The sequence below is a fragment of the Klebsiella sp. P1954 genome (assembly GCF_018199955.1).
Classification (GTDB): Bacteria; Pseudomonadota; Gammaproteobacteria; order Enterobacterales; family Enterobacteriaceae; genus Klebsiella; species Klebsiella pneumoniae.
This window is the reverse complement of the sequence record NZ_CP073373.1, coordinates 2,564,076-2,582,937: the sequence shown is the minus strand read 5'-3', so window position 1 is coordinate 2,582,937 and position 18,862 is coordinate 2,564,076. Positions and strand designations below refer to the sequence as shown.

18 protein-coding genes and 1 pseudogene are annotated in these 18,862 nt (G+C 57.8%); 8 read left to right on the top strand and 11 right to left on the bottom strand.

Going from position 1 to position 18,862, the window contains the following annotated elements; genetic code table 11:
* Positions 1-94 precede the first annotated feature (94 nt).
* The 3 genes and pseudogenes from yjdN to KB890_RS27740 all read right to left on the bottom strand — a co-directional run bounded on the left by yjdN (position 95) and on the right by KB890_RS27740 (position 1,451).
* Positions 95-529, bottom strand: a complete 435-nt coding sequence (gene yjdN / locus KB890_RS12400; protein ID WP_002885221.1) for a VOC family metalloprotein YjdN — start codon at positions 527-529, stop codon at positions 95-97.
* 228 nt (positions 530-757) lie between these two features.
* Positions 758-1,093 carry a zinc ribbon domain-containing protein YjdM gene (locus tag KB890_RS12395; RefSeq protein WP_004177783.1) on the bottom strand — a complete coding sequence of 112 codons (336 nt, stop codon included), beginning with the start codon at positions 1,091-1,093 and terminating at the stop codon, positions 758-760.
* Positions 1,094-1,180: 87 nt separating this feature from the next.
* Positions 1,181-1,451: pseudogene (locus KB890_RS27740) on the bottom strand (hypothetical protein).
* Positions 1,452-1,638: 187 nt separating this feature from the next.
* On the opposite strand from KB890_RS27740, the gene proP reads away from it, so the two are divergent.
* Positions 1,639-3,141, top strand: coding sequence for a glycine betaine/L-proline transporter ProP (gene proP, locus KB890_RS12390; protein ID WP_002885227.1), 1,503 nt, complete (start codon positions 1,639-1,641; stop codon positions 3,139-3,141).
* Positions 3,142-3,190: 49 nt separating this feature from the next.
* On the opposite strand, the gene melR is transcribed toward proP, so the two are convergent.
* Positions 3,191-4,129 (bottom strand): transcriptional regulator MelR, encoded by a 939-nt coding sequence (gene melR, locus KB890_RS12385; protein ID WP_002885229.1) that lies wholly within the window; start codon positions 4,127-4,129, stop codon positions 3,191-3,193.
* Positions 4,130-4,368: 239 nt separating this feature from the next.
* Here melR and KB890_RS12380 point away from each other — a divergent pair, with 239 nt between their 5' ends.
* The 5 genes from KB890_RS12380 (at position 4,369) to KB890_RS12360 (ending at position 8,843) form a co-directional block, all read left to right on the top strand.
* A complete protein-coding gene (locus KB890_RS12380) occupies positions 4,369-5,721 on the top strand; it encodes an alpha-glucosidase/alpha-galactosidase (RefSeq protein ID WP_004146675.1) in 1,353 nt (450 codons plus the stop codon).
* Between the two features lie 93 nt (positions 5,722-5,814).
* Positions 5,815-7,230, top strand: coding sequence for a melibiose:sodium transporter MelB (melB, locus tag KB890_RS12375; protein WP_016831375.1), 1,416 nt, complete (start codon positions 5,815-5,817; stop codon positions 7,228-7,230).
* A 5-nt stretch (positions 7,231-7,235) separates the two neighbouring features.
* A complete protein-coding gene (locus KB890_RS12370; protein WP_004146677.1) occupies positions 7,236-7,358 on the top strand; it encodes a hypothetical protein in 123 nt (40 codons plus the stop codon).
* 147 nt (positions 7,359-7,505) lie between these two features.
* Positions 7,506-8,462, top strand: coding sequence for a plasmid segregation protein ParM domain-containing protein (gene parM, locus KB890_RS12365; RefSeq protein WP_004146678.1), 957 nt, complete (start codon positions 7,506-7,508; stop codon positions 8,460-8,462).
* A 9-nt stretch (positions 8,463-8,471) separates the two neighbouring features.
* A complete protein-coding gene (locus KB890_RS12360; RefSeq protein WP_004178312.1) occupies positions 8,472-8,843 on the top strand; it encodes a plasmid partitioning/stability family protein in 372 nt (123 codons plus the stop codon).
* Positions 8,844-8,968: 125 nt separating this feature from the next.
* Here the strand turns inward: KB890_RS12360 and cbpM are convergent, their stop codons facing one another.
* Positions 8,969-9,274: a chaperone modulator CbpM gene (gene cbpM, locus KB890_RS12355; protein ID WP_002885324.1), complete on the bottom strand. Its 306-nt coding sequence runs from the start codon at positions 9,272-9,274 to the stop codon at positions 8,969-8,971.
* On the bottom strand, positions 9,274-10,191 hold the full coding sequence (gene cbpA / locus KB890_RS12350; RefSeq protein ID WP_002885338.1) for a curved DNA-binding protein: 918 nt from the start codon (positions 10,189-10,191) through the stop codon (positions 9,274-9,276). The genes cbpM and cbpA overlap by 1 nt, the downstream gene beginning before the upstream one ends.
* Positions 10,192-10,266: 75 nt before the next feature.
* Between cbpA and KB890_RS12345 the strand changes: the two genes are divergently transcribed.
* Positions 10,267-10,380, top strand: a complete 114-nt coding sequence (locus tag KB890_RS12345; protein WP_020316611.1) for a hypothetical protein — start codon at positions 10,267-10,269, stop codon at positions 10,378-10,380.
* Here the strand turns inward: KB890_RS12345 and KB890_RS12340 are convergent.
* Positions 10,337-11,020, bottom strand: a complete 684-nt coding sequence (locus KB890_RS12340) for a TerC family protein (protein WP_004221988.1) — start codon at positions 11,018-11,020, stop codon at positions 10,337-10,339. The two genes, KB890_RS12345 and KB890_RS12340, sit on opposite strands and share 44 nt — an antisense overlap.
* Positions 11,021-11,245: 225 nt before the next feature.
* On the opposite strand from KB890_RS12340, the gene KB890_RS12335 reads away from it, so the two are divergent.
* Positions 11,246-12,031 (top strand): DsbA family protein, encoded by a 786-nt coding sequence (locus tag KB890_RS12335; protein WP_002885391.1) that lies wholly within the window; start codon positions 11,246-11,248, stop codon positions 12,029-12,031.
* Positions 12,032-12,076: 45 nt separating this feature from the next.
* Here KB890_RS12335 and pgaD read toward each other — a convergent pair whose 3' ends face one another.
* The 4 genes from pgaD to pgaA are packed head-to-tail and all read right to left on the bottom strand — an operon-like array spanning position 12,077 to position 18,318.
* The gene (pgaD, locus tag KB890_RS12330) at positions 12,077-12,526 is read right to left on the bottom strand and encodes a poly-beta-1,6-N-acetyl-D-glucosamine biosynthesis protein PgaD (protein WP_002885392.1); all 450 of its coding nucleotides are present in this window, start codon (positions 12,524-12,526) and stop codon (positions 12,077-12,079) included.
* Positions 12,526-13,854 (bottom strand): poly-beta-1,6-N-acetyl-D-glucosamine synthase, encoded by a 1,329-nt coding sequence (gene pgaC, locus KB890_RS12325; protein ID WP_002885393.1) that lies wholly within the window; start codon positions 13,852-13,854, stop codon positions 12,526-12,528. The genes pgaD and pgaC overlap by 1 nt, the downstream gene beginning before the upstream one ends.
* Positions 13,847-15,862, bottom strand: coding sequence for a poly-beta-1,6-N-acetyl-D-glucosamine N-deacetylase PgaB (gene pgaB / locus KB890_RS12320; RefSeq protein ID WP_004178313.1), 2,016 nt, complete (start codon positions 15,860-15,862; stop codon positions 13,847-13,849). The genes pgaC and pgaB overlap by 8 nt, the downstream gene beginning before the upstream one ends.
* Positions 15,863-15,870: 8 nt before the next feature.
* Positions 15,871-18,318: a poly-beta-1,6 N-acetyl-D-glucosamine export porin PgaA gene (pgaA, locus tag KB890_RS12315; protein WP_072157862.1), complete on the bottom strand. Its 2,448-nt coding sequence runs from the start codon at positions 18,316-18,318 to the stop codon at positions 15,871-15,873.
* Positions 18,319-18,862: the final 544 nt, after the last annotated feature.

Sequence of the window (18,862 nt, the reverse complement as noted above, 5' to 3'; positions counted from 1 at the left end):
CGGTTTATGTTGCATTTCGGTTAAGTGACGATGACTAAAGGATGAAGAGTTGATGCCAGGCGGATGACAGGGCGGCCGGGCCGCCCTGGGGGCGTCAGCCTTGTTTGACCACGTTGATCATCCAGGGGACGCCAAAGCGGTCGACGACTTTGCCGAAGCCGTGGGCCCAGAAGGTTTCCTGCCAGGCCATCTCAATGCGCCCGCCGACAGCCAGCGCGTCGAACCAGCGCTGGCCTTCAGCGACATCGCTGGGATCGAGGACGAGGGTGAAGCCGGCGTAATGCACATCGGGCCCGAAGGCGCTGTCGCTCAGCATCAGCTCGCCATTATTGATGCGCAGGCTGGCGTGGGCGATAGCATCATCCGCCATCTTCTGGCCAGACGGGCAGCCGTCTGACGCTTCCTGCGCCGGGGGCGGCATTTCGCCAAAGGTCATTTTAAACATCAGCTCTGCGCCCAGCGTCTGCTGGTAGAAGGCGATCGCCTCGGCGCAGTTGCCCGCAAAGGCAAGGTAGGGACTTAAGGACATGGTGAATACCTCAGTGACCGTAACCCGTAAAGCGTAGTCGCCCGGCAGACGATTGGGCCAGACGGCAGGGCGAAAAGGGGCGCTGAAATATGACGGCAGGCGACAGCGTAAATAGCGGTTGCCGGCGAGGGAAATAACAGGATGCGCCGGGAGACAAACGGCCACCAGGATATCGGGAGCGGCGACGGTTATGTGAAAAAATAATCGCGCCGCCTACCCGAAATTAAATCAGTTCTTTTTCACAAATTCCGATTTGAGCTTCATCGGACCAAAACCGTCAATTTTGCAGTCAATATTGTGATCGCCTTCGACCAGACGGATATTTTTCACTTTGGTGCCGATTTTCAGCATCGAAGAGCTGCCTTTAACCTTCAGATCTTTCACGACGGTAACGCTGTCGCCATCGGCCAGTAAATTGCCATTGGCATCTTTAACGATCAGAATGTCGCTCTCTTCCGTCGCCTCGGCAGGGTTCCACTCATGGGCACATTCCGGGCAGATGTACATGCCGCTATCTTCATAAGTGTAAGTCGAATCGCATTTTGGGCAGTGTGGCAGTTGCATGACGCTCCTCATGATGTCGTCGAAAAACAGGACGTTGGTCCTTTAAACAGCGGCTGATAGCCGAAAGTGGATATGATTATAGCGCAATCACCTACTTTTGTCGGGTGTTTTTTTTGCTAAAAAATAGCCGCGGTGTTATTCCGGAAAGAAGCGAATAAACGCTGAAATTAACCGCCCGAAGTGGAGCAAAATCGACGAAATAATTTCCGCGCGATCGGCAGGAAATGAACTTATTTATTTTCCGACACTCTGTAATGAGGTGGTAAATTTCTGTGAAGTTGATCGCAGATATAAACACTGTTAGGGTAAAAAAGGGGAGCAGGTCAATTTCATCAAGCATCACGATGAGCCGCTCCATTTATTCACCAGTAGCCAGAGCAGGCGTCAACAGGTTCGGTTGTACATTCTGTCAGCAGACAGTGCAGGCAAACCTGCTACGCTTGAAATGAGGAGCACAGCAATTCACCGCTCCTGACGCACGATGCGAATGGCCTTGCCATTCGGCGAAGAGGCGTGCACTCAAGGCGGAGTAGCAGAGGAAAAATATGCTTAAAAGGAAAAAAATAAAGCCCATCACCCTTAAGGATGTGACCATCATCGATGATGGTAAACTGAAAAAGGCGATCACCGCGGCCTCCCTGGGCAACGCGATGGAGTGGTTCGATTTCGGCGTCTATGGCTTTGTGGCCTACGCCTTAGGTAAAGTCTTCTTCCCCGATGCCAACCCAAGCGTGCAGATGATTGCCGCGCTGGGTACCTTCTCCGTACCATTTTTAATTCGTCCGTTAGGCGGCCTGTTCTTCGGGATGCTGGGCGATAAATATGGTCGGCAAAAAATTCTCGCGATAACTATCGTGATCATGTCGATAAGTACTTTCTGTATCGGCCTTATTCCGTCGTATGCCACGATAGGTATCTGGGCGCCGATCCTGCTGCTGCTGTGTAAAATGGCGCAAGGCTTCTCGGTCGGCGGTGAATATACCGGGGCGTCGATCTTCGTCGCGGAATACTCTCCTGACCGCAAGCGCGGCTTTATGGGCAGCTGGCTGGACTTTGGCTCCATCGCCGGGTTTGTGATGGGGGCCGGCGTGGTGGTTCTCATCTCCAGCGTGGTGGGTGAACAGAACTTTCTCGACTGGGGTTGGCGTATCCCGTTCTTCCTGGCGCTACCGTTAGGTATCATTGGTCTTTACCTGCGCCATGCGCTGGAAGAGACGCCGGCGTTCCAGCAGCATGTTGACACCATGGAGCAGGGCGACCGTGAAGGACTGCAGGACGGGCCGAAGGTCTCTTTTAAAGAGATTGCCACCAAGCACTGGCGTAGCCTGCTGACCTGTATCGGTCTGGTGATTTCCACCAACGTGACTTACTACATGCTGCTGACCTACATGCCGAGCTATCTGTCGCATAACCTGCACTACTCGGAAGATCATGGGGTGCTGATCATCATCGCTATCATGGTCGGGATGCTGTTTGTACAGCCGGTTATCGGTATGCTCAGCGACCGTTTCGGCCGTCGCCCGTTTATCCTGATTGGTAGCGTGGCGCTGTTTGCCCTGTCGATCCCGGCCTTCATTATGATCAACAGCAACGTGACTAGCCTGATCTTCGCCGGCCTGCTGCTGCTGGCGGTGGTGCTGAACTGCTTTATCGGGGTGATGGCCTCCTCGCTGCCGGCGATGTTCCCGACGCACATCCGCTTCAGCGCCCTGGCCAGCGCCTTTAACATCTCGGTGCTGATTGCCGGTCTGACGCCAACCCTGGCGGCGTGGCTGGTGGAGACCACCCAAAACCTGATGATGCCGGCGTACTACCTGATGGTTATCGCGGTGGTGGGTATGGCGACGGGCCTGTCGATGAAAGAGACGGCTAACCGTCCGCTGAAAGGGGCGACCCCGGCGGCGTCGGATATTCAGGAAGCGAAAGAAATCCTTGGCGAGCACTACGATAACATCGAGCAAAAAATCGAAGATATCGATCAAGAGATCGCCGATCTGCAGGCAAAACGGTCGCGTCTGGTGCAGCAGCATCCGCGTATCAACGACTAACCGTTTTCACTGTTAATCATGCCGCCTGGGGAAACCCCGGCGGCATTTTTTATGCCTCCGGCAAGGCCAGGCCGTGACGCCGCTGCTGGCTGAGTTTACGGTACTGCTGCGGCGGCATGCCCACGTAGCGGGTAAAGGTGCTGTAGAAGCGGCTGCTGGAGCGAAAACCGGCGGTAAGGGCAATATCCAGGATGGTCTTGTCGGTATCGCTCAGCAGCGCCCGCACATGATTGATACGCATGGCGGTAATGTACTGCTTCATGGTCTGCTGCATCACCCGCTGAAAGACCCCCATCGCGTAATTCGGGTTGAGCTTCACGTGCTCGGCAACGGCATTGACGGTCAGCGCCTGGTCGTAGTGGGCAGCGATAAACTCCAGCATCTGGCTGACATAAAACTGCGCGTGGCGCGAGACGCTGTTCTTGTGGGTGCGTGAGGTTTTATTGACCAGAATCGGCTGCCAGCCGGCGAGGCTCAGCCGCTTCAGCATCAGGGCGATTTCATCGATCGCCAGCTGGCGTATCTGTTCATTCTCGTGGCTCAGTTCCTGCTGCCAGCGGCGCACTTCGAAGGCGCTCAACTGCTGCGCAGCGAGGGATTTAATCACCATCCCATGGGTGACGTGGTTGATAAGCTCCCGGTCCAGCGGCCATGAGAGAAACAGATGCATCGGTAGGTTGAATATCGCCATCTGCTGGCAATCGCCGGGGCGGGTCAGCTGATGCGGCGTACAGGCCCAGAACAGAGTGATATAGCCTTTCTCAATGCGCACCACTTCGTTATTAATCAAATACTCCACGTCGCCATCGAACGGCACGTTGACCTCCACCTGGCCGTGCCAGTGGCTGGTGGGCATGGCGTGCGGCGGGCGCAGTTCAATATCCATACGCTGATACTCGGAGTAGAGCGCCAGCGGGCTGCGGCTCTGCTTTTCGTCGCTGCTGCACATAAAGGGATCGGGGGGCAGAGAGGTGAAGCGGTGTTCCATCGTTAGCGTATTCCTGAATTGTCAGAGTGGCTGCATTTTTCGCCAGAACTGACGACAGCTTAGCGGAAGAATCGGCCCATTTTCTCTCCTTTTTGCTCAATCTGTTCCCGAAATCTCAGATTTTGTGGCGCTTAATGGCCGATCTGAGCTTTCGGGAATGCTCCGGCGGGAACAGGGCAGCGCAGCGGGGAGCGGCGTGCCACTCTGCAAGTGTTCAATGACCTGATGGAGAGTGCGTGATGTCTGCCCCAAAAATTACTTTTATCGGCGCCGGTTCGACGGTGTTCGTCAAAAATATTCTCGGTGATGTTTTCCAGCGCCCGGCGCTGAAATCGGCGCATATCGCGCTGATGGATATCGATGAAACCCGGCTGGAAGAGTCGCATATCGTGGTGCGCAAGCTGATGGATTCCGTGGGCGCGAACGGCGAAATCAGTTGCCACCGCGACCGGAAAACCGCCCTGCAGGGCGCCGATTTTGTCGTTGTTGCCTTCCAGATTGGCGGCTATGAGCCCTGTACCGTCACCGATTTTGCAGTCTGCAAGCGCCACGGCCTGGAGCAGACCATTGCCGATACGCTGGGGCCGGGAGGCATTATGCGCGCGCTGCGCACCATCCCGCACCTGTGGGCTATCTGCGACGACATGACCGAGGTCTGCCCGGACGCCACCATGCTTAACTACGTCAACCCGATGGCGATGAACACCTGGGCGATGTACGCCCGCTACCCGCATATCAAGCAGGTGGGTCTGTGCCACTCGGTGCAAGGCACAGCGGAAGAGCTGGCGCGCGACCTCGATCTCGATCCGGCGGATTTACGCTACCGCTGCGCCGGGATTAACCATATGGCGTTCTATCTGTCGCTGGAGAAAAAGCTCGCGGATGGCAGCTACGTCAGTATCTACCCCGACCTGCTACAGGCCTACGCCGACGGGCGGGCGCCGAAGCCGAACCTGCACGGCAACCCGCGCTGCGAAAACATTGTCCGCTATGAAATGTTCAAAAAGCTGGGCTACTTCGTCACCGAGTCCTCGGAGCATTTCGCGGAATACACGCCATGGTTTATCAAGCCGGGCCGCGATGACCTTATCGCTCGCTATAAAGTGCCGCTGGATGAATACCCTAAACGCTGCGTCGAGCAACTGGCCAACTGGCATCAGGAGCTGGAGAGCTATAAGCGCGGGGAGCGCATTGAGGTGAAACCCTCCCGCGAATATGCCAGCACCATCATGAACGCCATCTGGACCGGCGAGCCAAGCGTGGTGTACGGCAACGTGCGCAACGATAATCTCATCGACAACCTGCCTCAGGGCTGCTGTGTGGAAGTGGCCTGCCTGGTGGACGCCAACGGCATCCAGCCGACCAAAGTGGGCGCGCTGCCGGCGCATCTGGCGGCGCTCATGCAGACCAATATCAACGTGCAGACGCTGCTCACGCAGGCGATCCTCACCGAAAATCGCGATTACGTCTATTACGCCACGATGATGGATCCGCACACCGCCGCGGTGTTGGGGATCGAAGAGATCTACGCGCTGGTGGACGATCTGATCGCCAGCCACGGCGACTGGCTGCCGGCCTGGCTGCACCGTTAATCCTCTTATGCCGCCGGGGGCAACGAACCCGGCGGTGCCTGTCACGCTCTATCAAACGCTGAAGGAGGCGCTGGCGACAGCGACCTGGACCCTATGAGTATTTCAATGACAACAAAGCTCAGCTACGGATTTGGTGCCTTTGGTAAAGATTTCGCTATCGGTATCGTCTACATGTACCTGATGTATTACTACACCGATATTGTTGGCTTATCGGTCGGGGTGGTTGGCACCTTGTTCCTGGTGGCAAGGATCCTCGATGCGATAGCCGATCCGATTATGGGATGGATCGTTAACTGTACGCGGTCGCGATGGGGAAAGTTCAAACCGTGGATCCTGATCGGCACGATAACCAACTCGGTGGTGCTGTATATGCTGTTCAGCGCCCACCATTTCAGCGGCGGGGCGCTGCTGGCGTGGGTGTGGCTAACCTACCTGCTGTGGGGCTTCACTTACACCATCATGGATGTGCCGTTCTGGTCGTTGGTGCCGACCATTACCCTCGATAAACGCGAACGCGAGCAGCTGGTGCCTTACCCGCGCTTTTTCGCCAGTCTGGCGGGATTTGTCACGGCCGGCGTCACGCTGCCGTTCGTCAACGCCGTCGGCGGCGCCGATCGCGGTTTCGGTTTTCAGATGTTCACTCTGGTGCTGATCGCCTTTTTCGTCGTTTCCACCCTCGTCACCCTGCGCAACGTGCATGAGGTTTACTCCTCCGACAGTGGTGTGAGCGAAGACTCCAGCCACCTCTCACTGCGCCAGATGGTGGCGCTGATCTATAAAAACGATCAGCTGGCCTGCCTGTTAGGCATGGCGCTGGCCTATAACACGGCGGCGAACATTATCGCTGGCTTTGCGATTTACTACTTTACCTACGTGATTGGCAGCGCGGAGATGTTCCCGTATTACATGTCCTACGCCGGGGCGGCGAATTTGCTGACGCTGATCCTGTTCCCACGACTGGTGAAAGGGCTGTCGCGGCGCATTCTGTGGGCGGGTGCTTCGATCATGCCCGTGTTGGGCTGCGGCGTGCTGTTGCTGATGGCGCTGGGCGGCGTTTACAACATCGCGCTGATTTCGCTGGCCGGGATGCTGTTGAATATCGGCACCGCGCTGTTCTGGGTGCTGCAGGTTATTATGGTGGCCGATACCGTCGACTATGGCGAATATACGATGAATATCCGCTGCGAAAGCATCGCCTACTCGGTGCAGACGCTGGTGGTAAAAGCCGGTTCGGCGTTTGCGGCCTGGTTTATCGCTATCGTGCTCGGTATCATCGGTTACGTGCCGAATGTTGTGCAGTCGTCCCACACGCTGCTGGGGATGCAGGTGATTATGATTGCGCTGCCGACGCTCTTTTTTGCTCTGACGCTGTTTCTCTATTTCCGTTATTACAAACTGAATGGCGATATGCTGCGACGGATTCAGATTCACCTGCTGGATAAATATCGCCGGGTACCGGAAAATGACGTCGAGCCGGAACGGCCGATTGTGGTACCCAATCAGGTGTAAAAAGCGTGCGAAAACCGCTGACGAAAGAGGGGAGGGATGCTCTCTTTTTGAGCAAAAAACAGTGTCTTAAAAAGACAGAAAGAGAAAACTGTAGTTCTCTATTTTATCTCAATTATTTCTCTTTTTGAGCGTTCCGGACTGTTTGTTTCTCCGATTGTTCTCAAATAAAACTCAGAATTGTCTCTTTTTCGTGATCTTGCGCTGCTTTTTAACTCTTGCTACTCTTTTTGGGTCTTACATTTTTCTCTTATTTGTCTCAGTGATGGAGCAATGCAATGCGCATTTTTATCGATGATGGTTCAACCAATATCAAAATGCTGTGGGAGCAAGATGGCGAAACTTTCACCCATATCAGCCCCAACAGTTTTAAACGCGGCTGGTCTGCCACCTTCGGTTCGGGAAAGCCTTTTAACTACACGGTGGATGATGAAAAGTACTCATTCGACCTGATCACCCCCGATGCGCTCCCAACCAATAACATTGACTGGCAATACAGCCCGTTGAACTCCATCGCTGTCCATCATGCGCTGCTGACCAGCGGTCTTGAGCCGCAGGATGTTGAAATTGTGGTCACCCTGCCGCTGACCGAATTTTATGATGAAGATGCGCAATATCGCCTCGACAATATTGAGCGCAAGAAAAAGAGCCTGCTGCGCGACGTTAAACTGAATAAAGGCGTGGTGTTCAATATCACTAAAGTTACCGTGCGCCCGGAATCGATTCCGGCGGGCATTAGCCTGTGTGATGAGCTGAAACCGTCGCATTCGGTGCTGATTATCGACCTTGGCGGCACCACGCTGGATATTTCAATGGTCGCCGGGCAGATGACCTCGGTTTCGCGCATTTACGGCGACCCGAAGCTGGGCGTATCGCTGGTGACCGACGCCGTTAAGCTGGCGCTGGCCCGGGCGAATACCGACACCTCTAGCTATAACGTCGACCAGATAATCATCAACCGCCACGACGAAGAATACCTGACCGACAACATCAACGATCCGGATGCGGTTTCTGAGGTGAAGAAGGTGATCAATAACAGTATCGAACGTCTGACCACGCGTGTCCTGACGGCCATCGATAGCTTTAAAGGCTATTCGCACGCGATCGTCATTGGCGGCGGCGCGCCGCTGGTTGCCGACGCCATTCGTGAACGGATGGGTCTGCGCGAGGATCGTTTCGTGGTGGCTGAAGAGCCGCAGTTTGCCCTGGTGCGTGGTCTGAAAATTATTGGTTAAGGAGCGTCTATGACTCTGGATCGCAGAAAAGTGCTGATTTACCTGCGCCCGGATATCAGCGCCAGCGAGCGCTTCGCGGACGCAAAAATTGAGGCCCATCACCGTGGCGACCGCGGCGATATGTCGCGTACCGCGCTGCTGGCGGGGCTGGCGTTAGGGGAAGTCGATAGCCGCTTGCCGTCGATGCTGGCGGCGTTGCTGGCGGAAGATACTAAACCGGAAACGCTGCGTAAGATGCTGGCCTCGTTCCTTGAGATCCAGCCGGCCTCTCCCGCCCCGGCAGCCGCGCCAGCAGCCGTCCCGGCTAAGGCGCCGGAGCCGCCCGCGCCGGTGAGCGAGAGCGTCTCCGCGCGTAATCTCGCCGGTTCGTTACCGGATTAAGCGCTATTCCCGGTTTGCGCGACCCGGGAAACTCCCCGGCTTGCGCTGCGCTTAGTTTGTATGCCGGGTATGGCGTAGCCGCCACCCGGCGCGAAGACGGAACGCCACGACCCGGGATGTCGCCCCTATCCGTGGGCGAGGAAGCGCGCCAGGCGCTGCTGCAGCAGGCGATTTTCGCGGGTCAGCCGCGCGTTCTCATCCAGCAGGGTCAGCGCCACCGCAATTCCCGGCCAGTCCAGCTCCAGCTCGTTACGCAGGCGTACCGCGCGATGCACGATTGTCACCGCGCTGTCGTCGAACAGCCAGGTGTCCGCCTGCGGCTGGTGTGGCTCAATCATCCCTAAGCCGACGATCTCCGTCAGCTCCTCTTCCGACACCCCGGTACGCAGGCACAATTCGGTAATGGTAAACGTCACTGTTACTGTAGCCATCAGGCTTTCCCCCATGTCTTACGCGGATCGAAGCTGGCTTCGGCGGCGGCCAATTGTTGCCAGAGCTCACGCGCTTTTTCATCTGGTTTTGGCGGCATCACTATTTTAATAACGGCGAACAAATCGCCGGTGTGGGTTTTGCTCACGAGTCCTTTCCCTTTGATACGCAGTCGCTGCCCTGCCTGACTGCCCGGCGGCACCGTCAGCAGAATGCTCTCTTTCAGGGTGGGCACCGTCACTTTCGCGCCCAGCGCGGCCTCCCATGGTGCCAGCGGCAGGACGATCTCCAGGTTATGACCGACAATATCGAATAGCGGATGCGGGGCGATGTGGATAACCAGCCACAGATCGCCGTTCGGGCCGCCATTCTCCCCCGGCGTTCCCTGGCCTTTCAGGCGGATACGCTGACCATCGACTACCCCGGCGGGGATCTTCACATTCAGCGTTTTCGGCGTTTCGCTTTCGATCATGCCAAACACGTTGTACACCGGCAGGTTATAGCTGATGGTGCGCGTCTGCTCGGCCAGCGTCTCTTCAAGGAACACCGCCACTTCGATCTCCAGATCGTGGCCGCGCGCCGCGTGTTGACGACGACGCTGATGCGCCTGCTGGCCAAACATGGAGGAGAAGATGTCGTCGAAATCTTGCTGACTGTAGCTCTGCTCGTGGGTCTGTCGCTGGCGACCGAAGCCGGGATCGTTGCGATGCTGCCAGAGCTGATCGTATTCGGCGCGCCGTTGCTCATCTTTCAGGACTTCCCAGGCTTCGGCGAGATCCTTAAATTTGGCTTCGGCATCGTTTTCTTTACTGACGTCGGGGTGATATTTGCGCGCCAGGCGGCGGTAGGCGGTCTTGATGGTTTTCAGATCGTCGGTTGGTTGTACCCCGAGAATGGCATAATAATCCTTCAATTCCATGATTTTATCTCATCTATGCTCAGTGCGGTGGTTACATATTCCCTGGAACAGGCGTCAGTATAAAGCGTAGGGCAAATGCGCCCTGACGGGGAAGAAAAGTGGCGGAAACTTGACGCCGTCGGGGTCGACGGCGCCGTGGATAAGATTAGTCTTTCGCCTGCGGCCGTGGGCGGCGGCGCCATCCGGTGAATAGCACCAGCAGCGCGCCGACGGCGCCAGCCAGGCGCGCGGTGCCCTCGCCGGCGCTGGGAAACAGCTGGCGAATGGTAGGGTCGCTGACCAGCATTGACCCGGCAATCCAGCCGATGAGCATCCCGCCCAGCAGCACCACCGCGGGAAAGCGGGTGAGCAGGACCAGCACCAGCTTGCTGCCGGCGACAATAACCGGAATGCTGATCGCCACGCCGAGGGCGACCAGCGCAATGTGCCCTTTCCCCGCAGCAGCTACCGCCAGTACGTTATCCAGCGACATAATCACATCGGCAACGGTGATGGTGATCGCGGTGCGCCACAGGCTGCCAGAGCTGCTAACCTCGCTCTCTTCTTCCTCATTCCTGACCAGCTTGATGCCAATCCACAGCAGGAGCAGCGCGCCGACTATTTTCAGCCACGGCAGCGACAGGAGATACAAAGCGATCGCCAGCAGCAGAACGCGCGCCAGGATGGCGCCCACGGTACCGATGATGATCGCTTTGGTGCGTTTCTGCGGCGGCAGTTTGCGGCAGGCCATGGCGATCACCACGGCATTGTCGCCACCCAGCAGTAAGTCGATGGCGACAATCTGCAGCATAATCACTGCCATGTCCCATTGTTGAAGAAATGCATACATATCGAGAGAAACCACCTGAAAAAAGAGCAAGAAAAACCGCTGCGCAGGGTACTCCGCCTGGGCCGCGTTGACCACTGGCGCAGACCTGCGCTATCGCGCGGGAAAGAGAGAGCCTGAAAAATAAAGTTACGAATCAAGGCGCCGTTGGGCAAGGCTTCGGCGAAAAAGGGTGATATTTTGTCACCCAGACTCACCTGCCGTTCACTTATCGCAAGGATCCCCACTATGTCTGGCCACAAGAAATACCTCTCTGTCGCCCTGCTGAGCGCTGTCTTACTGCCGGCGATGGCCTCTGCCGCTGACGCGCCGGCGACTTTCACCCCGGAACAGGAGGCGAAAATCGGCAAAATCGCCGCCGACTATCTGGTCGCCCACCCGGAAGTCCTGCTGCAGGCGAGCCAGAAACTGCAGCAAATTCAGGCTGAGCAGCAGGCCAGCGCGGCCACTCAGGCGGTGCTGAAGAACGCCGCCGTGCTGACCCAGGATAAAAATACCCCGACCTACGGCCCGGCCAACGGCAAAGTCACGGTGATCGAATTCTTCGACTACCAGTGCGTCTACTGCAGCCGTCTGGCGCCGGTGATGGAGCAGGTGATTAAAGCGCACCCGCAGACCCGCTTCGCCTTCAAAGAGTGGCCGATTTTCGGCGGCCGCTGGGAAAGCTCGCTGGAGGCGGCAAAAACCGGCCTGCAGATCTATCAACAGAAAGGGGCGGATGCCTATCTGGCCTACCATAACGGGATTTACGCTACCGGCCATAACGAAGGCAAGCTGACGACGGCGGATATCCAGCAGCAGGCGAAAAAAGCCGGCTTTGATGCGAAGAAGGCCGCCGACGTCGAACCGGTGCTGCAGAGCATAAACGATCTGGCGCAGGAGATTGGTCTGAGCGGCACGCCGGGCGTGATCGTGATGCCGACCACCGGCGCCACGGAAGCCAGCATCACCGTCTTCCCGGGGCTGGCAGACAAAGCCTCGCTGGAAGCCGCCATCAAAAAAGCCGGCGGCTAATCCCCGGCGTTTTACCTGTCCAGGCCGCCGACGGCGGCCTTGCTCTCATGCGTCATCGCTCTCTTCCTGCGGCGGCGGTAACGCGTGGCTTTTTAAATCAATAATCTGCCCGATTTGATCGTGGTAAACGGTGAGCAAATTATAGCGGCTCATCTCCGAGATAATCTGCGGCGCGACGTTAAAGCTGCTCGCCAGCTCATCGTCGCGCAGAGCGAGCACCGCGGTATGACGCCGGGTATGAGCGCGGCGCCGGTTGTAGTGATACCAGAGGATCAACAGCCAGCCGTTCAGCGCGGCAATCAGCAGATACACCAGCGCCGTATTCAGGGAGTCCATCAGCGATTCCCAGCGCGGAGAGGGCGGCGCGATGAACTGCATCAGCAAATTGGCGTACAGAAAGAACAGAAAACCGAGCCAGGCCAGCAGCGTTAAGCCGGCGTCGACCAGCCGGGGCAGCACCCGATGTTCGGTTAAGATGAGCGTATTTTCATTCATCACAGGCTTCCTTTTCCCCGGTCCGGACTCACCCAGCGCGCGCGGGAACGTTGACGTTTCACCATCACTTTCGGAAAAGCGACCAGCGTGGTCAGCAGGCCGATCATCCAGTAGACCATCGGGAACCAGATCACCCAGAACAGCGATTTGGCGACCTTTTTCTCATAGCGCCGCTCGATATACAGGCTGGCGACGAACTGCAGCAGGCACATCAGGCCGAGCAGCATGCCGGTGAATTCCGGTGGAAACAGGCTATGCACCGCCAGATTGTCAGGCAGCGGCATCAGGCGGCTGAGGATAAACAGCAGAATGGTGATCGCGTAGGCAAAGGCCCACAGCGTGGAGCAGGCATACTCCAGAAACAGCGGCCACATCCGGTGATGCTGCCAGTGAAACAGGCGGCGCAGATTGACCAGAAAGACTTCGGCGCCGCCCTGGGCCCAGCGCAGACGCTGCTTCCATAACCCTTTGAGGGTCTCCGGCATCAGGATCCAGCACAGCGCTCGCGGCTCGAAAAAGATGTCCCAGTGGCGGAGCTGAAGCTTCCAACTGATATCAATATCTTCAGTGATCATATCCGGGCTCCAGTAGCCGACGTCCGCCAGCGCCTGGCGCCGGAAGGCGGCGATTACGCCGGAGACGGTAAAGACCCGGCCATAGATCCGCTGCGTCCGTTTGATAAGCCCAATGATCGACGAGAACTCCCCAACCTGAATGCGGCCGATCAGCGTGGATCGGGTGCGGATCCGCGGATTGCCGGTGACCGCCCCGACGTGCGGATAATGGATCAACGGCGCGACCAGCCAGGCCGCGGTATCCCGGTCCAGCAGGGCGTCGCCATCGATGCAGACCAGCAGATCGCCGCGGGCGGCGGCGGCGCCCGCTTTGAGCGCCACCGCTTTTCCCTGATTGGCGGCCAGATGGATCACCCGCAGCCTCGGCTCCTCCTGCGCCAGCTGCTGGAGCACCTGGGCGGTGTTGTCCGAAGAGCCGTCGTTAATCGCGATCACTTCAAGATTGGCGTAACGCTGGGCCAGCGCTGCGCTGATGGTTTCCCGGGCGTTTTTCTCCTCGTTAAAGCAGGGGATCAGGATCGAGATCAGTGGATTGCCCGGCAGCGTCGGCGGCGGGGTATCCTCCCCCCACGGCCAGTGACGTTCCAGCTGAAACCAGAAGTAGAGACCCCCGGTGATCCACAACACTGACATAAACAGCGGCCAGAAAAAGACAAAGTCGAGGATAAGCTCGCCGGTAAATACCGCTGCGACACCTAACGGCAGCCCGAATACGAGGCATAAAATGCACAGTGCGATAATGCGATCAGTCATGGTCAGGGTACCACCAGGAAGAAAATTGCGGCCTGATACGAGAGATATCAGGCTGGTTGTTAATAAAATCGTCAGGGTAGTAGCCGTAGTTTTTGACGCCGTTCAGCCGCAGCAAACGCATCCAGTCCGCCAGCTGCTGGTCGGGAATGGCGTTTTGCTGGTGTCGATTCCAGTCTCTGGCCTGCAGTTCAAAGATGGTTTTCTTCAGCGCACCCGGCTGGCGGGCGACGGCCTGCACCAGCCGCGTCAGCCAGGCCTGGCTGGCGTCGATCGGCACGGACTCCATCAGCGGCATCGCCATGGGGACCGTCCAGTCATAGGCGGCAAGGAAATCATCCAGATTCTGCGCAAACCAGGCTTCGCTTTGCGGCTCCAGGATCGGCAGGGCGAAGAGATTACGCGCCGTTTTCACCTGCGGGCCGCGGATGGCCTGCACTGCCTGGCGTAGATCCAGAGTGAAGCGGGTCAGGGTTTGGCTTTTGAAACGCATCCATGCCTGGCGCTCTTGCGGACGTTGGGGCACCGGGGCGGCATCGTGCGCCATACCCGTCTGCCGCCAGGCGGCGACCGCCTCCGGGCTCACGTCTTCAAAATCGGTCAGCACGGCGTCGTCGTGAAACAGAATCCCGCTGAAGCTGGCGTGTCGGGCCAGATCTTCGTAGATGTCGGTGATCTGCTGGCGAACCCGGGGATCCCAGGGCGACAGACGGACGTACGGCTGGCGGGCAAGTAACGCCTTCCCGGTTTGCGGATCCCAGCGCTGAACGCGCGGCAGATCTGAGGCAAGATCGAAGGCCAGCACCGGCATCCAGGCATAAACCTTCACATTGCCGCGGGTCTGCAACTGCCAGGAGACGAAGTTAAACAGGTCGGCGCGCATCGGCAGCCAGCGGTTGGGGAAATAGAGCGACTTGACCGTGCCGTCGCCCTGCGGGTCGGAAAAGGCCTGCAGAAAGACGTGGCTGATTTTCATGTCATAGACGCGCTGCACCAGCTTATCGATATTCTTTGCCTGCTGGACGGGATTGGGGTCATAGACATAGTCCAGATCCACATGCATCACCCGAACAGGATCGGCTTCCTGAATTTGGGTCACGGCGCTGGCAAATGCCTTGAGCGACGGGTTACCGGCGATCAGCAGGCGTGGAATATTGTCCAGATCCTTCACGTTGCCCAGGCCGTCGTTCAGCGTAAACGCCAGCTGATACCCTTGCTGTTTGGCGATGGCCAGGGTGCTGCCGCTGGCGGCGCCGTAGGGCCACACCCAGGCGCGCGGCGTTTTCCCGGCAACCTCATGGATTTTCGCCGTCACTTTCTGCACGTCATCGGTCATTCGCCGGGTAAACTGCGCGTCGCTTTCATAGCGGCCGGTGGTTTTATCCCAGCCGCGGTTGGCGGCGGCAGGCTCGCGGCTGCCCTGCGGATTGGCCGGCAGACCGTAGTGCGAGGCCCAGGTGTGCGCGCCGATCTCCACCAGCGGCGAGCGGCTGAGCTCGCGCACCATCTCCCAGGTAGCGAAGCGCTCGCGCGGCGTCATCAGGCCGCCAAAATTAACGGGCTGACCAGCGGGAGTGTCCACCCAGCTGCCCACCGGCGCCCATAGCGCCGGGACGTTCCAGGCTTTAAGCAGCGGCCATACGCGGGTGTAAAAGCTGCTGTAACCATCGTCAAAACTGAGGAGAAAAGCCTTGGGCGGCAGCGACTTTAAGCCATAATGTGCATCGAGAATGTCCTGAACGCTAATCGCATGGTAGCCGTTATGCAGCAGCCAGGCGATCTGCTCATTGAGTGCGCTGGTGCGCACCGAAAGATAACGCTGGTCGGCGGCATCGTCTTCGACGTCATGGTAGGCCAGCACCAGAAAGCGATCCGCCGGCCAGGGTTGATTGGCCTCCAGTTGGGGGCGCTGCTGCGGGGCGAGGAAGGGGACTTCCTCAGCACGCACGCTGAAGATAAGGCACAGCCAGATGAGAAGCATCAGGCCGTTGCGCAGGGTCGTGTTCAGCATGGTCATCCTTAAAACCGTATATTTGCATCAAGAGTGATGGCTAGGTTGTTTTCACGTTTGCCGTCGTAGGGGCGCTTATCCCAGTTCAGCATCACCCCGGTGTCGACGACGTTGTTCCAGCGCAGGCGCTGCCCGTAACCCAGCACCGTGATCGCCCCGGCGGCGTGATTTTTTTGCCAGTAGCTGCCGCCGCCGGCCAGTAACTGCTGGCTCCAGACGGTGTCATAGCGCTGGTAAAGCGTGTGATCGACGGCCAGCGCCGCGGTGGCGGCGAGGTCCCGTGCCGGGCTGTAGTAGGCGGTGTCGGTGCGGCTATTGGCGCTGGCCGACAGACCGGGCTGCAAATCCAGCGTTAACCATGGGGTTTGCCAGAGGCGTTCTTTACCGGAGAGGGTGTACTCCTGGCGGCGGTTGCGATCGGTAAACCGGCTGGCGGCCGCGCTGACGCGGTACTCCCGGCGTTCGTTTGGAGACCAGCGCAGCCAGCCTTCGCCGCGGTTGGCGCTGACGCCGTTGCGTAACGCGCGCAGCGGCGTCTGCTGCGAAATCCGCTCCAGTTCGCCGCCCAGCTGCCAGCGATCGCTAACGTCATGGGCGGCGGAAAGGCGGACGCCGGGCTTGTTCTCGCCGTGAAAATTGACGCTGGAGAGCTCAAGCTCGCCCCAGTAGTCGCGCGGACGCCATTCAATACCGGCAAACAGCTGGCGACGGCTGCCTTTCCCCTCTTCAAAATTGCCTTCAGCGAAGCGGTGCCCGCCGAACAACCGCCAGCTGTCAGCTAGCGGCGGGCTGTAGATCGCCGTCTCAAAACTGAGGTCGTGCGTGCCGCTCACCGGGTTGTCGGAATGCAGCCCTTTGCCAACGCTCAGGCGCAGCTCGGAGAGATGATGGATCTCGCGCGCTCTGGCCAGGCGCTGGGTGTTCAGATCCCGTGGCGAGCGGGCGACGACGTCGTCAGTCAGCAGATCCATTTGCCGCCACTCCTGCAGATCGAGGGCGACCCAGGCCTGCTGGCGCTCCAGCTGCAGGCTGGCGGGTTCTAGCGATTCCGCCGCTTTTAGCTGGCGTTCGGCTGCCCGTGGCAATCCTCTCTCCTGCAGAAGGGCGGCATAGTCTATCTGCAGGCCCTGGTTTCCAGGGGCCGTCGCCGCCAGGCGCTGCATTCGGGCTTCGGCCTGCGGCAGGTCGTTGGTGGCCGCTAAATAGTGCACGTTAAGCGACTGTGCGGTGAGCCAGTCGTCGTTCGGCTGCGACGTTGGCGAGCCGTAGAAACGACGGATGTAGGGCGCATTCCTGGTGAGGCGGGCGACATACCGTTGCGCCGCCGGGTACTGACCGGTGTCCAGCAGAGCGTAGAAAAGCTCGTGTTCCTCATTCTGTTGGCTTGTCAGCCACGAAGGATGCTGGTGGATAAGCGTCAGCGCAGGCTCAATTTGCTTAAGGGCGATAAAAGAGGAGATGACCCAGCCGATGGCCCAGTCGGGAACGGCCCGCTGCTGGGCGATCAGGCTTTGGTATTCGCGGATGACCTGCGCGTACTCGGCGCTGGCGTACAGCGCGCCCAGACGATCAATACGCGCCCGGATGATGTCGGGCGCAGCCTGTGGGTCGGGGTGCCAGGCGGCGATCATCGCGTCATACTGCGTGAGCGCCGTGCGGGCCAGCGCGTAACGCGCCTTTTCTTCGCGGGAAGGGGTATCGGCAAGGCGCACCAGTTCGGCGGCGGCGTTCAGCTGCAAGTTACGCTTTTCCGCAGGCGTCAGTTCGACGCTATTCGCCAGGCCGAGAGCAGGGGAATCAATCCGGTTGCGGGTCAGGGTCGCCATCAGGCTGGCCAGCGCGGTTTTGTTTTGCGGATCACGATCGAGGATCTGCGTGTCCACCAACAGCTGGTCCCAGCTTTTGCCCAGCCGCAGGTAGACATAGGAGAGCGTCTGCAGGTGCGCAACGCTCGCCTGCTCCGCCACCAGGCGACGCGCTTCGCTGAGCGCCTCGCCGTCCTTGCGGGCATCGGCGAGCGTTTTGATATAGCCGATACGATAGTCGTCGCTGCCAGGGGCCTGGCTGAGCGCCTGCTGCCAGAGGGTGAGCGAGGTTTGCCACTGCTTCTGGTTGCGCAGGGCCTGCGCCGCGGCGGCGGTGCCCCGTGCGGGAAGCGGCATATAGACCTGGTAGCGTCGCCAGACTTTCACCACTTCATCGTCCTGACCGGCCCAGAGGGCCACCTGCAGCCAGTCCGCCACCTGAGAAGGGGTTAAGGCATGCCGCAGCTGGTACTGCTGAAGGTAACTGAGAAAGGGGGCGTACTGGCCTTGGCGCGCTTGCAAGATTTGCTGGTCATAGAGCGAATCCGCTCCCTGAACCAGCGCCGGGAAGAGCAAAAGCAAGCCGATTGATAGCGAGAGTTTCGTGTTGCGATTAAACAATAACGTATTTGAATAAGGTGATCTTTCCATTTCTATTTGCCATATGTTCATCAAGAATCCATTGCACAACACGACCGTCCTTTGACGGTGAGTTAAAGGATGAGGATGGTCCCATTTAGCTGACTGGCACTGCAGGTGAATGACCTATTGCAAACTAATAAACATATCTCCTGTTGATAAATGAATGGGTAATTTATACCCGATACGGCAACCGATAAATATGGATAAATTATGGTCTGCGTTTTAAGATAATTCTGTAAAATCGACTTCATTCGAACGGAAGTGTTCAAGTTGATTTCTTTAACCTACTGATATAAATAAAAGAGAAAGTCAGGTGGAATTTTGTTTCAAAATGGCGGTGTGACTTATATTTAGTTGGGGTTAGAGTTTTTTAGGCAATATTTAAGATGATTTCTGACAAAAATTCTCAATAGCAAAAAAAGCATCTTTTCTGTGGATATTTTTTATTTATAATCAATCTGTTTATTTCCTGTCAGAACGCAAGGAGGGTTTTCACAGCCAGATTCAGATGCCGCGCTAATGATAAATCACAGGTCTCGTTATTTTCACCGCC

What these genes read in the sequence shown, in the direction of transcription:
- KB890_RS12395 (WP_004177783.1), bottom strand. Translation starts at nt 1,093, where the DNA reads ATGCAACTGCCACACTGCCCAAAATGCGATTCGACTTACACTTATGAA.
- melB (WP_016831375.1), top strand. Translation starts at nt 5,815, where the DNA reads ATGAGTATTTCAATGACAACAAAGCTCAGCTACGGATTTGGTGCCTTT.
- pgaC (WP_002885393.1), bottom strand. Translation starts at nt 13,854, where the DNA reads ATGACTGATCGCATTATCGCACTGTGCATTTTATGCCTCGTATTCGGG.
- cbpM (WP_002885324.1), bottom strand. Translation starts at nt 9,274, where the DNA reads ATGGCTACAGTAACAGTGACGTTTACCATTACCGAATTGTGCCTGCGT.
- KB890_RS12335 (WP_002885391.1), top strand. Translation starts at nt 11,246, where the DNA reads ATGTCTGGCCACAAGAAATACCTCTCTGTCGCCCTGCTGAGCGCTGTC.
- KB890_RS12360 (WP_004178312.1), top strand. Translation starts at nt 8,472, where the DNA reads ATGACTCTGGATCGCAGAAAAGTGCTGATTTACCTGCGCCCGGATATC.
- KB890_RS12345 (WP_020316611.1), top strand. Translation starts at nt 10,267, where the DNA reads ATGCGCCCTGACGGGGAAGAAAAGTGGCGGAAACTTGACGCCGTCGGG.
- pgaD (WP_002885392.1), bottom strand. Translation starts at nt 12,526, where the DNA reads ATGAATGAAAATACGCTCATCTTAACCGAACATCGGGTGCTGCCCCGG.
- pgaA (WP_072157862.1), bottom strand. Translation starts at nt 18,318, where the DNA reads ATGGAAAGATCACCTTATTCAAATACGTTATTGTTTAATCGCAACACG.
- yjdN (WP_002885221.1), bottom strand. Translation starts at nt 529, where the DNA reads ATGTCCTTAAGTCCCTACCTTGCCTTTGCGGGCAACTGCGCCGAGGCG.
- pgaB (WP_004178313.1), bottom strand. Translation starts at nt 15,862, where the DNA reads ATGCTGAACACGACCCTGCGCAACGGCCTGATGCTTCTCATCTGGCTG.
- KB890_RS12380 (WP_004146675.1), top strand. Translation starts at nt 4,369, where the DNA reads ATGTCTGCCCCAAAAATTACTTTTATCGGCGCCGGTTCGACGGTGTTC.
- cbpA (WP_002885338.1), bottom strand. Translation starts at nt 10,191, where the DNA reads ATGGAATTGAAGGATTATTATGCCATTCTCGGGGTACAACCAACCGAC.
- parM (WP_004146678.1), top strand. Translation starts at nt 7,506, where the DNA reads ATGCGCATTTTTATCGATGATGGTTCAACCAATATCAAAATGCTGTGG.
- KB890_RS12340 (WP_004221988.1), bottom strand. Translation starts at nt 11,020, where the DNA reads ATGTATGCATTTCTTCAACAATGGGACATGGCAGTGATTATGCTGCAG.
- proP (WP_002885227.1), top strand. Translation starts at nt 1,639, where the DNA reads ATGCTTAAAAGGAAAAAAATAAAGCCCATCACCCTTAAGGATGTGACC.
- melR (WP_002885229.1), bottom strand. Translation starts at nt 4,129, where the DNA reads ATGGAACACCGCTTCACCTCTCTGCCCCCCGATCCCTTTATGTGCAGC.